General features: G+C 41.8%; 11 protein-coding genes and 1 riboswitch. Of the genes, 1 reads left to right on the top strand and 10 read right to left on the bottom strand.

Going from position 1 to position 14,449, the window contains the following annotated elements:
• Nucleotides 1-13 precede the first annotated feature (13 nt).
• The 3 genes from folP to pfkA all read right to left on the bottom strand — a co-directional run bounded on the left by folP (nt 14) and on the right by pfkA (nt 2,582).
• Nucleotides 14-844, bottom strand: a complete 831-nt coding sequence (gene folP / locus G628_RS0102885) for a dihydropteroate synthase (protein ID WP_026656111.1) — start codon at nt 842-844, stop codon at nt 14-16.
• Nucleotides 845-865: 21 nt separating this feature from the next.
• The gene (gene folE, locus G628_RS0102880; RefSeq protein WP_027208406.1) at nt 866-1,420 is read right to left on the bottom strand and encodes a GTP cyclohydrolase I FolE; all 555 of its coding nucleotides are present in this window, start codon (nt 1,418-1,420) and stop codon (nt 866-868) included.
• 193 nt (nt 1,421-1,613) lie between these two features.
• Nucleotides 1,614-2,582 (bottom strand): 6-phosphofructokinase, encoded by a 969-nt coding sequence (pfkA, locus tag G628_RS0102875; RefSeq protein ID WP_026656114.1) that lies wholly within the window; start codon nt 2,580-2,582, stop codon nt 1,614-1,616.
• 192 nt (nt 2,583-2,774) lie between these two features.
• Between pfkA and G628_RS0102870 the strand changes: the two genes are divergently transcribed.
• Entirely contained in the window at nt 2,775-6,314 is a 3,540-nt protein-coding gene (locus G628_RS0102870; RefSeq protein WP_027208405.1) for a DNA polymerase III subunit alpha, read from the top strand.
• Nucleotides 6,315-6,465: 151 nt separating this feature from the next.
• Here the strand turns inward: G628_RS0102870 and metK are convergent, their stop codons facing one another.
• The 7 genes from metK to G628_RS0102830 all read right to left on the bottom strand — a co-directional run bounded on the left by metK (nt 6,466) and on the right by G628_RS0102830 (nt 13,966).
• The gene (metK, locus tag G628_RS0102865) at nt 6,466-7,656 is read right to left on the bottom strand and encodes a methionine adenosyltransferase (protein ID WP_026513558.1); all 1,191 of its coding nucleotides are present in this window, start codon (nt 7,654-7,656) and stop codon (nt 6,466-6,468) included.
• A 92-nt stretch (nt 7,657-7,748) separates the two neighbouring features.
• Nucleotides 7,749-7,869, bottom strand: a riboswitch (SAM riboswitch).
• A gap of 464 nt (nt 7,870-8,333) precedes the next feature.
• Nucleotides 8,334-9,254 (bottom strand): TPR end-of-group domain-containing protein, encoded by a 921-nt coding sequence (locus G628_RS0102860; RefSeq protein ID WP_027208404.1) that lies wholly within the window; start codon nt 9,252-9,254, stop codon nt 8,334-8,336.
• Between the two features lie 275 nt (nt 9,255-9,529).
• Nucleotides 9,530-10,183, bottom strand: a complete 654-nt coding sequence (locus tag G628_RS0102850; RefSeq protein ID WP_207637984.1) for a hypothetical protein — start codon at nt 10,181-10,183, stop codon at nt 9,530-9,532.
• The gene (locus G628_RS0102845) at nt 10,158-10,391 is read right to left on the bottom strand and encodes a hypothetical protein (RefSeq protein WP_027208402.1); all 234 of its coding nucleotides are present in this window, start codon (nt 10,389-10,391) and stop codon (nt 10,158-10,160) included. The genes G628_RS0102850 and G628_RS0102845 overlap by 26 nt, the downstream gene beginning before the upstream one ends.
• Complete coding sequence (locus G628_RS0102840; RefSeq protein WP_027208401.1) at nt 10,385-11,215, bottom strand: hypothetical protein; 831 nt, start codon at nt 11,213-11,215, stop codon at nt 10,385-10,387. Before G628_RS0102840 ends, G628_RS0102845 begins: the two co-directional genes overlap by 7 nt.
• 110 nt (nt 11,216-11,325) lie before the next feature.
• The gene (gene xylB, locus G628_RS0102835; RefSeq protein WP_027208400.1) at nt 11,326-12,795 is read right to left on the bottom strand and encodes a xylulokinase; all 1,470 of its coding nucleotides are present in this window, start codon (nt 12,793-12,795) and stop codon (nt 11,326-11,328) included.
• Between the two features lie 358 nt (nt 12,796-13,153).
• A complete protein-coding gene (locus G628_RS0102830) occupies nt 13,154-13,966 on the bottom strand; it encodes a hypothetical protein (RefSeq protein ID WP_027208399.1) in 813 nt (270 codons plus the stop codon).
• Between the last annotated feature and the right edge of the window lie 483 nt (nt 13,967-14,449).

Raw genomic sequence — 14,449 nt, 5'->3', positions numbered from 1 at the left:
CCTCCTGTTCGTTTCATCCACAAATACTATCGGCAACAGCAAGTGCTCGCTTGTTTGCCAATACATCATGCACTCTGAAAATCTTGCCTCCAAATTCTCTTCCAAGCACATTAAGTGCTATCGTTCCCTCTTTTCTCTGATCCACTTCAAGTCCTGTGATATTGCCGATGAGCGACTTATTCGATATTCCAAGCAACACGGGATAGCCAAGTTTCTTAAGCTGACTTATAAGTGATATGCACCACATATTTTCTTCAAAGTTCTTGGCAAATCCAACTCCGGGGTCGAGGATGATATTCCAATCATAAATGCCGTTATCAGTGGCTATTTTTATCCTCTTTTCCATGTCCTCAATTATTTCCCGTTCAAAAGAAAATCTGTCCATGCTTATGATCCTGTCTGCTTTGTTATGCATGATACAGACCGGAATCTCCGCGGCTGCAACGACCTGTGCCATTCGATGCTCAGTATCTTCGTAATAATCAAGCCCCCAGATGTCATTGATCATATCCGCACCGCTTTCTATAACCGCTTCCGCAACTTCCCACTTATAAGTATCAACAGAAACGGGTACATCGAACCGCTCTTTTATAGCTTTGATCACCGGATTAATTCTTGCTATTTCGTCCCAACATGATATCTTCGTGTAACCGGGACGCGTTGATTCACCTCCTACATCAATTATGTCTGCACCGTCCCTTATCATCTTTTCCGTCTGAAAGAGTGCGCTGTCTACGTCTAAGTACTTTCCTCCGTCAGAAAAAGAATCGGGTGTAACGTTCAAAATTCCCATGATAAGTGATCTGTCTGAATCTAGATCGAAAAATTTTTTCCCTATCTTCATCTCTTCTCACCGCCCTTGTTTTTAACTGATTAGTTTAAAAAAAGTCTCTCTTAAATTCTGATCGTTCTCAAAACAGCCGCTTGATGCGATAGTCACGGTTTTACTTCCGCTTTTCTTTATACCGCGCATAGAGACACACATGTGCTCAGCTTCGACAAGAACCATAACGCCCTTGGTCTTAAGATTTTTTGCAATGGCATCCGCAATCTGGCCGGTCATTTGCTCCTGAATCTGAAGTCTTCTTGCAAATACCTCGACCGTCCTTGCCAGCTTACTGATACCGACAACTTCATCTACCGGAACATAAGCGATATGCACCTTACCGAAGAATGGCAGAAGATGGTGCTCGCACAATGAATAAAATTGAATGTCTTTCTCAAGGATCATTCCGCTTTCTGTAACAGGAAATGTCTTTGATAGATGCCTCTCAGCGCAGTCTCCGTAACCCGAAAGAATCTCCTCGTACATTCTTGCCACTCTTTCGGGCGTTTCGATAAGTCCCGGTCTAGTGGCATCTTCCCCCATTCCTTCAAGCAGAAGCTGAACTGCCTGCTCAATCTTTTCCTTGTTGATCATCTCTCCACCCACATAATTTTTTATATGTAACCATCAACAAGGCTATTACAATACGCTTTTGCGGTCAATCACTATCGAGTAAACAACAGATTTTTTTCGTGAGCGAAGTGTTTGTTACTTTTTTGCATACAAGAAACCCCTTACCGAATTAACCGGCAAGGGGTAAAATTTAAATTTTCATTTTGTTTTTTAATCAAAGAATACGAGCGATCTCGTACATGTACTCGTTGATATTCTTCTTCATAGCAAGAGCTTCATCGATATCATAGTCAACAAACTGACCGTTTCTGTATCCTACTACTCTGTTTGTCTTGCCTGCTGCAAGGATATCTGCTGCGTAACATCCCATCATAGAAGCATAAACACGGTCCTTACATGTAGGACTTCCACCTCTCTGCATGTATCCAAGGATAGTTGCTCTTGTCTCAAGACCTGTAGCTGCCTCGATACGACGAGCCATTGATGTTGAATGTCCGATACCCTCGGCATTTACGATGATGTGGTGTGTCTTACCTTTTTTACGATTGTCGATGATGTTGTCGATAATGCGCTGCTCATTGTAATCATATTTCTCAGGAAGAAGTATGTCATCCGCACCGTTGGCAATCGAGCACCAAAGAGCGATATATCCGGCATGACGTCCCATAACCTCAACAACGCTGACTCTTTCGTGAGATGATGATGTATCTCTGATCTTATCTATAGCACTCATAGCGGTATTGATAGCTGTATCAAAACCTATTGTGTAATCTGTACATGAAATATCAAGGTCGATTGTTCCGGGGATACCTACCGTATTGATGCCCTGCTGTGAAAGCTTCTGAGCTCCGCGGTAAGATCCGTCACCGCCGATAACGACTATGCCATCAATGCCGTGCTTACGGCAGATCTCTGCGCCCTTAGCCTGTCCTTCGGGAGTTGTGAATTCCATACAACGAGCTGTACCAAGGATAGTTCCTCCGCGCTGAATGATATCAGACACGCTTCTTCTGTCCATATCCTCGATCTCTTCATTAAGTAGTCCCATGTAACCCTTCTTGATTCCCTTTACCTTGAGACCGTTCGCAAGTGACTTACGTACAACCGCTCTGATAGCTGCGTTCATACCCGGTGCATCGCCGCCACTGGTAAGTACACCGATTGTTTTGATCTGCTTTGCCATAATTATTTCCTCGATTCTATAGATTAAAACCCTTAAAAATGTCAAACGCTCACATTTGACAATTTATTGACATACTCTTTTCATAATATTAGAGCAATTTTTTTTAAAATGCAATGATTGACGGAGCGTTTTCATAAAAAATTTCATTTCATATGATATAATTTTTTCATCTGAAAAACAGGGAGTATTTATATGGCTTTTTCGCATCTTCACGTCCATACGGAGTACAGTCTTTTGGACGGTTCCAATAAAATAAAAGAATATGTCAAGCGCCTGAAAGACCTTGGCATGACTTCGGGTGCAATCACCGATCACGGTGTCATGTATGGCGTCATCGATTTCTACAAAGCGTGCAAGGAGGCCGGAATCAATCCCATCCTTGGATGTGAAGTTTATGTTGCCCCCGGATCAAGGTTTGAAAAGGAAACAGGCAGCATGGACGAGCGCTATTACCACCTCGTTCTTCTTGCCGAGAACAATACAGGCTATGCCAATCTGTCACACATCGTAAGCCGCGGTTTTACTGAAGGTTACTACTACAAGCCACGAGTTGATATGGAACTTCTGGAGCAGTACCACGAGGGACTCATCTGTCTCAGCGCCTGTCTTGCGGGTGAGATCCCAAGGAACATCATTAAGGGCACTCCCGCCAAGGCAAAAGAGGCTGCTTTAAGGCTTGATAGCATATTCGGACACGGCAACTTTTTCTTAGAGCTTCAGGATCACGGCATTCCCGCTCAGAGAACAGTTAACAGTGCGCTTCTTTCTCTTTCTCAGGAGCTTGACATTCCGCTTGTTGCCACAAACGACTGCCACTACACTTATGCAGACGACGCGGAGGCACACGACCTCCTTCTTTGCATCCAGACGGGCAAAAAAGTTTCCGACGAAGACCGTATGCGCTATGAAGGCGGTCAGTACTACGTAAAGAGTGAAGAAGAGATGAGAGCTCTTTTCCCATATGCGCAGCAGGCAATTGACAACACTGCCAAGATTGCAGAAAGATGTAACGTCGAGATTGAGTTCGGCGTGACAAAACTCCCTCATTTCGAGGTTCCTGAAGGCTATGATTCATGGACATATCTCAATAAGCTCTGTCTCGACGGGCTTAACGAGAGATATCCCAATGATGACGGCACTCTTAAAAAGAAACTCGACTACGAGCTCGGTGTCATTAAAAGAATGGGCTACGTCGATTACTTCCTTATTGTATGGGACTACATCAACTATTGTCGCGAGAACGGCATCGCAGTCGGTCCCGGAAGAGGTTCTGCCGCAGGAAGTATCGTGTCATATTGCATGCACATAACAAATATCGATCCAATCAAGTACGATCTGCTCTTTGAGCGTTTCCTCAACCCGGAACGTGTATCCATGCCCGATATAGACGTGGATTTCGAGTATGAAAGAAGACAGGACGTCATCGACTACGTCACAGAAAAATACGGCGCGGACAAGGTTGTTCAGATCATAACTTTTGGTACACTTGCCGCAAAGGGCGTTATCAGGGATGTTGCCAGAGTAATGGATCTTCCCTACAGCTACGGCGATCAGATTTCCAAGATGATTCCGAACGAGCTCAACATGACTCTTAACAGAGCTCTTGAGATGAATCCTGAGCTTCGCACCAGATACGAGACTGACGAAACGGTTCACAAGCTGATCGACATGTGTAAAAAACTCGAGGGACTTCCGAGACACACTTCTATCCATGCAGCCGGTGTCGTTATCTGCCAGGCTCCCGCTGAAGACCTTGTTCCTCTGTCGCGCTCAGCAGAAGGTAACATAACCACTCAGTTCACGATGACAACCATTGAGGAACTTGGACTTCTTAAGATGGACTTTTTGGGGCTTCGCACACTTACCGTTATCAAGGACGCTGTCCGCTTTGCAAATGCATCCATCGGCGCAAAGAAAGGTGATGCGAATTTCATTGACATAGACAAGATTGATTACAACGATCCCGCGGTTCTTGCTCTTATAGGAAGTGGCAAGTGCGACGGTATATTCCAGCTTGAATCGGGCGGTATGCAGGCTTTCATGAAGGAGCTCAAGCCTAAATCACTGGAAGACATCATAGCGGGTATCTCACTATATCGTCCGGGCCCGATGGACTTCATTCCCAAGTACATCTCAGGTAAGAACGACGCAGGCTCCATCAGCTATCTCACACCGGAACTCGAGCCGATACTTAAGCCAACCTACGGCTGTATCGTTTATCAGGAGCAGGTTATGCAGATAGTTCAGCAGCTCGGCGGCTATACTCTCGGCCGTGCCGACCTTGTTCGTCGTGCCATGAGTAAAAAGAAACAGCACGTAATGGAGGTTGAAAGAGCAAACTTCGTAAACGGAAATCCCGAAGAGAACGTTCCGGGATGTGCTTCAAAAGGCGTTGCTCCCGAGATAGCCAACGCAATCTACGACTCCATGATGGACTTTGCAAAGTATGCTTTTAACAAGTCACACGCTGCATGCTACGCGGTTGTTGCGCTCCAGACGGCATGGCTTAAATGCTACTATCCCGTTGAATTCATGGCAGCTCTTATGACTTCCGTCATAGACAATCCGAGCAAGGTTTCAGGCTACATCATGAGCTGCAGAAACATGAACATTACGCTCCTTCCCCCCGATATCAATGAAGGATTTGAAGGATTCTCCGTTACGGAGATCAACTTGGAAGAAAGCGATACTTCCCTTCCCGGCGCTGTCGCTGCAACGACTCCCGGCAAGAAGAAAGCTATCCACTACGCTCTTACCGCAATTAAAGGTGTCGGCTATCCGGCTATCGCCGCTATTGTAAAAGAGCGCTCAATCCGCGGAAAGTTCAAGGATATTAACGACTTCCTCTCCCGCATGCAGGGTAAGGACACTGATGTAAACAAACGAGCTATCGAAAACTTTATAAAAGCCGGTGCGCTTGACTGTTTCCCCGGAACCAGAAAGCAGCTTATGACAGTCTACGCTCAGATCATGGACCGTCTGCATAACAATGGAAGAAACTCCATGGCAGGACAGATGACTCTTTTCGACATCGTAAGCGAAGATGATAAGAAGCAATACGAGATTCCCCTTCCCGATGTAGGCGAATTCCCCCGGGAACTTCTCCTTGAATTCGAGAAAGATGTCCTTGGAATATATATTTCAGGCCATCCTCTTGATGACTATGTCGGAATGTGGAAAAAGAGAATTTCAAATACCACTGCGGATTTCTACCTCGACGATGAGACGGGCGAGCCCGCGGTAAAAGACAATGAAAAAGCAATCATCGGCGGTATCATAAGCGATAAGAAGATCAAATATACAAAGAACGATCAGATCATGGCTTTCCTTACAGTTGAAGATCTTGTCGGAAGCATCGAAGTAATCGTATTCCCCAAGACATATGAAGCTAACGCGCCAAGGCTTGACGCTGATGCCAAAGTCTTTATAGAAGGCCGCGTTTCAGTCGAAGATGACCGCGACGCCAAACTTATCGCATCAAAGATCACGCTATTTGACGAGATTCCAAGGACTGTGTGGCTTCGTTTCGACAATAAGGATGCCTATTCGGAAAAAGATGCTGAACTCAAGCGAATAATCGCCGATTCGGACGGACGCGATGAGATTGCCATCTACCTCAAGGACACCAAGCAGATTAAGAAACTTGGACGCTCCGCTACAATCAAGGCGGACAAAGTGATGATCGAGCGCTTAGAAGAGCTCGCGGGAAAAGATAATGTTCAGGTAGTATAAGAAATTAAGGGAATGCCGATTTCAGCATTCCCTTTTTACGTCTTTTCCCATAACTCTTCCCTTAAATACAAAAGGAGCCAAGACAGCTGTCTCAAAAACTCAACCGCTGTCTCAACCCCTTTATTAGAAAAATAATAAATTCTCTTCTAAATTACTGTACTGCTGCCTTAAGCTCATCAACCTTGTTTGTCTGCTCCCAAGGAAGATTGAGGTCGTTACGTCCGAAGTGTCCATAAGCTGCTGTCTGCTTGTAGATAGGACGACGAAGGTCAAGCATCTTGATGATTCCTGCAGGACGAAGATCGAATACTTTACGAACTGCCTCTGTAAGCTTCTCATCTGAAACCTTACCTGTTCCGAATGTATCTACAAGGATTGATGTAGGCTGTGCTACACCGATAGCATATGAAAGCTGGATTTCTGCTCTGTCTGCAAGTCCTGCTGCAACGATGTTCTTTGCAACGTATCTTGCTGCATAAGCTGCTGAACGGTCAACCTTTGTGCAGTCTTTTCCTGAGAATGCACCGCCGCCGTGACGAGCTGCTCCGCCGTATGTGTCAACGATGATCTTACGTCCTGTAAGTCCTGCGTCACCCTGAGGTCCACCGATTACGAAACGGCCTGTAGGATTGATGTAGATCTTTGTGTTGTCATCAACCATCTTAGGATCAACGATAGCGTCGATAACCTGCTTTCTGATGTCCTCGTGGATCTGCTCCTGTGTAACCTTCTCATCATGCTGAGTTGAGATTACGATAGCTTCGAGACGGATAGGCTTTCCGTTCTCATCATACTCTACAGAAACCTGGCTCTTTCCGTCTGCTCTAAGATAAGGAAGAGTTCCGTTCTTTCTTACTTCTGTAAGCTTCTTTGTAAGCTTGTGAGCAAGACTTACTGCGTAAGGCATGTACTCTTCTGTCTCGTTTGTAGCATATCCGAACATCATACCCTGATCGCCGGCACCGATTGCTTCGATCTGCTCATCTGTCATCTGGTTCTCTCTAGCCTCAAGAGCCTTATCAACACCCATGGCGATGTCTGCTGACTGCTGATCGAGAGCTACGAATACAGCACAAGTATTTCCGTCAAAGCCCTTAGCTGAGTCATCATAACCGATCTCTTTGATTGTCTCTCTTGCGATCTTAGCATAATCAACGTTAGCCTTTGTTGTGATCTCACCTGTGATAAGTACGAAACCTGTGCAAGTAGCTGTCTCGCAAGCAACACGGCTCATAGGATCCTCTGCCATGCAAGCATCAAGGATCGCGTCTGAGATGTTATCGCAGATTTTATCGGGATGTCCCTCTGTTACTGACTCTGAAGTAAAAATAAATTTATCCATTCTATTTTCCTTTCCTGCGCCTGTTGCGCCATAAAAATAAAAACCGCTTGTTTTGCGTGCACAAACAAGCGGAACTGATTGATTTTCAGATCCTCTTATTGCTCGTCGTCCGTTAAAACGGAAATGCACGCTCAGGTTGGCACCTTCCTGAATAAATCAAGGGGTTGCCGTGGCTTCACAGGTCCTATGTACCTCCACCACTCTGAATAAGAGAACGTCTTATAAAATTACAAAAGCGAACTTGCTTTTTAACAAGTTCGCTTTTGATATTACAATAATAAATCAACAAAAGCAATAGAATTAATAATAATATTTATCTAAAACATTTTCTTGCGTTATGTTATAATTCTACACGTTGCCGCTCCCTATACCGGCACAGGAAAGGGGGTGCTACATTGTCAGACGTATTAGTTTCATTTTTAATTTCCGTTACGGCGAGTATAGTCGCTTACTATATTTGCAAATGGTTAGACGGAAAAAACAACGGCAACGAGCCTAAGGATTAAGCCACCTTGCAAAAAACGGAATAAAAAAACCCTAAGGATTGCGCCCTTAGGGTTTTTTGCTACATTGCTGTAGACATTTAGTTTCATTTTTTGCCTATTAATATTATATCAAGTAATTCAAAATAGTCAAATTGACGCTTTTGCCAACCTCTTTATATTGATAATAATTATCTATACTTCGTAAAGAAAGCTATTCGGATATTTATGTCCCAAACCGTCGATCCAATGCGTGGTCATCTGTACGCCCTTTTCTTTTGCCGCTTCCGCAAATCTCTCAGCCAAAGGCATGCAATCATCGTCTTTTTTCCCACATATTACTTCTATCCATATGGAATTATCCTTCATAAATTCAAGCAGTTCATCCATGCCGGTTTCTATGACAGGTATCCATGGCGAAACCAAGACTATTCCCTCACATTTGATTTTTGCGCACTTAATACTTTTTAATATTTCATTGCAACCTGCCGAAAATCCGCACAGAACGCGAGAATCATACTTATCCCATTGAATTTCCTCAATAACCTTATCAAGCCGGATCGGCGCTTCTTCATCCCAACGATAAAGATTGCAAGAATCCACTATCCCAGATTGTACATATTCTACCTGATATCCTTGATCGGACATACCATCCCAACGCGCTCTGCACATGCTGATATTCTGCTGGTTTCCGTGCAGAACCAATGCCAGTTTCCTGCTTTTTACACTTCTCCATGTACATATTGTCTCTGCTTTCGCTGATTCCCGCAAAAACCTTTCCTCAGAAAGTTTTCTGCATTTTTGAAAAATCGCTTCACTGCGAAGGCTCTCCAGATCACTATCATCAAATACCTCCGGCCGGTACCAAAAACCTTTTTCTTCTATCGCCTCTTTTAGCCACGCAATCGCATCTTCCTTCATCCCCGCCACTGCGCTAAGGCAATATAGATAGTTGTACAGCTGGCTACTTGGGCTTTTTATTTTTTCTTTTTCAGTCAAAAGATATTTATATGCCTCAAGTGCATCGGATTCCCCCAATATCTCCACTGCTCTGTCCAAAAGCATCTCTTCCTGTAAATATAAATCGTTCTGCCAAACTTCATTTTGATCTCGCATAGATTTTCCTCCATAGATTATTCGTGTTGATCGGTTTCTTGGTCTTGTATGAATATCTATGAAGGTCGGAGCAACGTTTATTAAGAAAGGCCGCAGCAACTAAGCCACGGCCAAAGGCATTCTATATAACTATTATAATGCAACCGAGGTCTTCAAAAGATATTCAGATTTTCTTTTCATTCTGTTTTTTCTCATAATGAAGCACCTCGCTTTCTATCAGATTTTTAATACATCTTTCATTAATATACAAAGCATAAGCTATGTCAAGCAAAAAGCTATTCGCCTTCTCCCGGATTTTCTGTTGGTACAGCTTCCGTCTTATATTGTTTTTTTACAATTTTTCTTATGAACACTGCCCTTATCAAAGCCCTGCCGATAATTATGGCTGTAAATACTTTGCTTGCGTTCTCTCTTCCTGCTATCACAATAACAACTATAAATAAAACTATTACATTATAGATTACCCATCCGGCATCAGGTGCACCATCAAATGTTGAAGCTATCTTATAAAAAGCCTTTATTTCAAAGAAGTATCCAACAAGTGTCGTCATCCCAAAAAATATAAGAAAATACTTATGATCACGATATGTTTCAACATAAACATCGGACATTACAACATTAACTATCCATTCCAAAAATGATACTCCGGCAAATATCATAATGTCCCCACTCGGATGCCATTTCCCCTTTGTTGTATATGCATTCGCAAGATAGTATGAAAATGCAATAATAACAAGCACTCGCACAAAATCCAATGCATACATGAAAACAGGCATTATACATCCGTTAAACGCCTCATACATATGAAGAAGAAAGTTTATAGGCAAATAAAGCGCATAAATCAAAGGCACATATTTTAAATATTTCTCAAATTTTTCCATCCAATTCTCCATAACTTTCCCGTTAATTTTCATCATCATCTTCTTCATCTGCATTCAAATCCGCAATTTTGCTAACATCCACTTTATTACCTTCACTGTCAAGCACCATATGGCTATCGTTTTCGTCTGTTACATCCAATAAATTATCATTCCTGATTTCAATTTTTTTATATTTGGGTTCCAATATCAAATTACCATTAAGATCGTATAGACCACATTTATCACTATGTGTATCCCAATCATGATTTTTTACCATTTTTCATCGCAGGTATACCACTTTCCCTCATTGTCTTGTACTATGAAATAACGTTTTGGGAGACCTTCTTTATCACAAGAAACATATTCTAAATCCTTAAAACCGCCTTTAATCTCAACATCGTTGCCTTCACCATCAAGCAATCTATAATTCCCATCAGGATACTTAAAATAAAACCAACCTTCACCGTGTTTCATGTCTACACAAACAGGCTCTACAATACAGTTGCCGTTCAGATCGTATAAACCATAGCGCTCATTCGGGTCGTCATTCGTTTTAACTACTATTTTTTCATTCAAAATATATACTTCCTTGTACCATTCTTCTTTTAAAATCCGGTTTCCTTCTTTATCTATCAATGCTCGACTGTTAAGACTAAATAAGCCATAGTCTTCGTAATAATAAGTATCAATACTATATGGGGAAACAAATAACACTTTCCCATCTTTTTCCATCAAAAAATATCTTTCCTCTATGTGATCATGAAAAATCATTAAATTATCATCCACATTTTCATAATCCAGTCGAAAATCATCCATATCAACCGAATCCCAATTATCAGCTGCAACAACTTCTGTAAACACACCATCTTTTGCAGATAAGTAATTATTGACTTTATATGGCAATTTAAAATCCGCGTCATTCAAAAAACAAATTGAGTCATAAGTCATTCCATATCCCTTATACTCACTTACATCACCGCGAAAATCCACACACCTTGTCTTTTCAGCGATAAACAAAAATACAGCCCAAACTATCCCCAGAAAAAGATAAATCATAGCAAGTTTCTTTAAATCTTTAATTCTCTCTTCCGCTGTTTTCATTCTTTAAACTCTCTCCAATTTATGGACAAAAAAATTCCCAACCTGCATTGGCTGGGAATTTCTCTTGTCTGTTATATTCTAGTGTTTCCCTAAAAACACTATGTATTTTATCATATAATCTTATCAAACGTATCAGCAAGTGCAGGATAAATATTCTTGAACTGCTGGTATCTTGCTTCGTACTTAGCTACGAGCTCAGGATCGGGCTTCTCTGTCTTGTCTACCTTAACGATAGCTGCTGCAGCGTCTTCTACACTCTTGTATGCTCCGCATGCAACCATAGCGAGCATAGCGCCGCCCATTCCGGGACCTTCTTCACATGAAGGAACATCAACTTCTACGTTGAGGATGTTAGCGATCATTCTTCTCCAAAGAGGGCTCTTAGCACCACCGCCGCAAATCATTGTTCTCTTGGGAGCTACGCCGATGCTCTTAGCAACTTCGTACATATCTCTTGTAGCGAATGCAACACCTTCAAGAACAGCCTGTGTCATATCCTCTCTTGTTGTATCCATTGTGATACCTGTGAAAGTAGCACGTGCGTTAGGATTGTTCCAGGGAGATCTCTCACCCATAAGATAAGGAAGGAAGAATACATGGTTCTCACCAAGCTTATCGATTCCCTTCTGCTCATCTGCATAATCCTTAGTCTTGAGGATTTCATCCATCCACCACTTGTTGCAGCTTGCTGCGCTGAGCATACATCCCATAAGATGGAAATGTCCGTCAGCATGATCAAATGAATGAAGAGCGTTATTGCTGTCTACAGCAAAGCTGTCTGAAGACATAAAGATTGTTCCGCTTGTTCCAAGTGAAATGTTGCACTTGTTGTTTCCTACTGTTCCTGTTCCAACAGCTGCTGCCGCATTGTCGCCGGCACCTGCAGCGATAACAACACCGTCTCTGAGACCGAGTTCTGCAGCAAGGTCATGCTTTAACTCGCCAACTTTCTCAAAACTGTCAAAGAGCTTGGGAAGCATATCTTCTGTGATTCCGCAGATATCACACATCTCTTTTGACCATTTACGATTCTTAACATCCAAAAGAAGCATTCCTGAAGCATCAGAATAGTCTGTGCAGAATGTTCCTGATAACTTATATGCAAGATAGTCCTTTGGAAGCATGATCTTCTTGATCTTCTTGAAGTTCTCAGGCTCATTCTCTTTTACCCAAAGAATCTTGGGAGCTGTAAATCCTGCAAATGCGATGTTTGCAGTGTATTTTGAAAGAGTTTCTTTTCCAATCTCATTATTGAGATAATCAACCTGTTTCTGAGTTCTTCCGTCATTCCAAAGAATTGCGGGACGAATAACTTCGTCGTTCTCATCAAGAATTACAAGTCCGTGCATCTGTCCGCCAAAGCTGATACCTGCAACTTCTGACTTATCAACATCCTTAAGAAGATCCTTAAGTCCTGCAATTGCCTCGTTATACCAGTCAGCAGGATTCTGCTCTGACCAGCCGGGCTGAGGGAAGTAAAGCTTGTATTCCCTTGATGTTGTTCCGTGAATCTTACCTGTCTCATCCATAAGCACGAGCTTAACCGATGACGTTCCCAAATCTACTCCAATATAAAGCATATGTAACCTCCTATTAAATATATAGCGTTCCGAATATGGTACCAACTGACTTACGATCATTTATCCATCACATCTTGCAACCGATGTGATATCTCGCCGGCTTTCGATCAATACCGCCGCCGGATCAAACCTCGTCAAAGCACTCCATTTGCGGACGCTGACATATTATTTACACTATATGATGCCTTTGAAAAAAAGATTTTTCTTTTACGGCATTATACAAATCAATTATACCCGTTTCCCCCTTACTAATCACGCCATTTTTTGCTGATATCTAATTAAATATTGTTATATGGTATTTCCTGCTTTTTTATGCATGAATCCCTTTTAATTGTACATATAAGTCTTCTCCCGGTACTCACATATCAAGCAACCATCTTACACATTTTTCAATTTCTCGTATATTAAGCGGACATCCACTAGATTCATGTGTTATAAAAAGATTTTTCCCGGCAAAAATCCCATTTTTCCGGTACTCTTCTATTTTTCTCAGATTATGCAATCTGTATTCTTCGTCATCAAGAAGTCCCATATGTTCATGGTATATCTCCCTAAGTCTTGTTACATCAAATATCGTGAAATCCGGATATACTTTTTTGCCACTGTTAAGCCTAAGCTCTGCTTCATAGCGATAAGGGATTCCCAAATCATAGTACATATCCGCCAACATAGCTTCCGACTTAGATCTCACCATATCGCCTTGTTTTGTTGGATATATTTTTTCTTCGTTTCTATATTCATTTTTCTTGTATTCCTCTTTTTTCCACCGATCAGCATATTCATGATTACTTAAAAGAATTGGTTCTATCAGTTTTTTTCGTTCCTCTCTCATCATCGAATAAACACAGTCAGATTTATATAAAATATCACTTCCGCTTGATTCCTTTTCAATTATTCCCTGCAAAATCTTTTGTATTTTTCTAATCTCTTCAAGTTCTTTTTTTGCACACTTTATCTGCTTATCAAAATAGTCCTTTTGAGCAAGCTTTTTTATGAACTCTATATCATTCTTCTTTAAATATTTCCCGCGGGTATCATTCTTTTCAGTAATACGATAATATTCCACCACACCTCTGTTATGATTGATCCTCAACCTTCCAGACGGCAAACTCTTCTCTGATTTGTGTGCAATAGCAATCGCTCGTTCAAGTATCTTTTCCCTATTCTTCAATGTGCATACTATATCTTGAATTTGTAACATTTCTTCTCCTTATTGTTTGTAATACAGTTTTGTATTATCTTATCTGTGTTTTTCTTCAGATTTCTTTGTCTTCTGCCTCGAAACCCCAGATTAGAATTACTACATATACAGGTTTAATCTGTGTTTTTCAGCACTCTTATCTAATCCTTGATGCAAAATCACAGATAAACGACAGATCCTAAACGTATTTTATCTGTGATTTTCTGCTTTTTTTGCCATAAAATACCGCACTATCACAGATAATCGGGATTTTTTACCAGTTTTATCTGTGAATCTCGGCAGTTTCCCTCCCGTTTTTCTCCAAAACGTAGCGCGAACCCCAGATAATCACTTCCACTTATACAATTATTATCTGTAGTTATGTTCTTACACCAATCAAGCACCTCTGTGTAGCGCGCCATGACAAAAATGTATAATAATCCCAAAAATCTACAATAATCACCAAATGAAATC

Origin of the sequence: Butyrivibrio hungatei NK4A153 (assembly GCF_000424465.1) — a bacterium.
Lineage (GTDB): Bacteria > Bacillota > Clostridia > Lachnospirales > Lachnospiraceae > Butyrivibrio > Butyrivibrio hungatei_A.
The sequence above is the reverse complement of the archived record's forward strand: the minus strand, read 5'-3'. Positions and strand labels throughout refer to the sequence as shown.

What these genes read in the sequence shown, in the direction of transcription:
- G628_RS0102850 (WP_207637984.1), bottom strand. Translation starts at nt 10,183, where the DNA reads ATGAAGAAGATGATGATGAAAATTAACGGGAAAGTTATGGAGAATTGG.
- folP (WP_026656111.1), bottom strand. Translation starts at nt 844, where the DNA reads ATGAAGATAGGGAAAAAATTTTTCGATCTAGATTCAGACAGATCACTT.
- xylB (WP_027208400.1), bottom strand. Translation starts at nt 12,795, where the DNA reads ATGCTTTATATTGGAGTAGATTTGGGAACGTCATCGGTTAAGCTCGTG.
- G628_RS0102840 (WP_027208401.1), bottom strand. Translation starts at nt 11,215, where the DNA reads ATGAAAACAGCGGAAGAGAGAATTAAAGATTTAAAGAAACTTGCTATG.
- G628_RS0102870 (WP_027208405.1), top strand. Translation starts at nt 2,775, where the DNA reads ATGGCTTTTTCGCATCTTCACGTCCATACGGAGTACAGTCTTTTGGAC.
- G628_RS0102860 (WP_027208404.1), bottom strand. Translation starts at nt 9,254, where the DNA reads ATGCGAGATCAAAATGAAGTTTGGCAGAACGATTTATATTTACAGGAA.
- pfkA (WP_026656114.1), bottom strand. Translation starts at nt 2,582, where the DNA reads ATGGCAAAGCAGATCAAAACAATCGGTGTACTTACCAGTGGCGGCGAT.
- G628_RS0102845 (WP_027208402.1), bottom strand. Translation starts at nt 10,391, where the DNA reads ATGGTAAAAAATCATGATTGGGATACACATAGTGATAAATGTGGTCTA.
- metK (WP_026513558.1), bottom strand. Translation starts at nt 7,656, where the DNA reads ATGGATAAATTTATTTTTACTTCAGAGTCAGTAACAGAGGGACATCCC.
- folE (WP_027208406.1), bottom strand. Translation starts at nt 1,420, where the DNA reads ATGATCAACAAGGAAAAGATTGAGCAGGCAGTTCAGCTTCTGCTTGAA.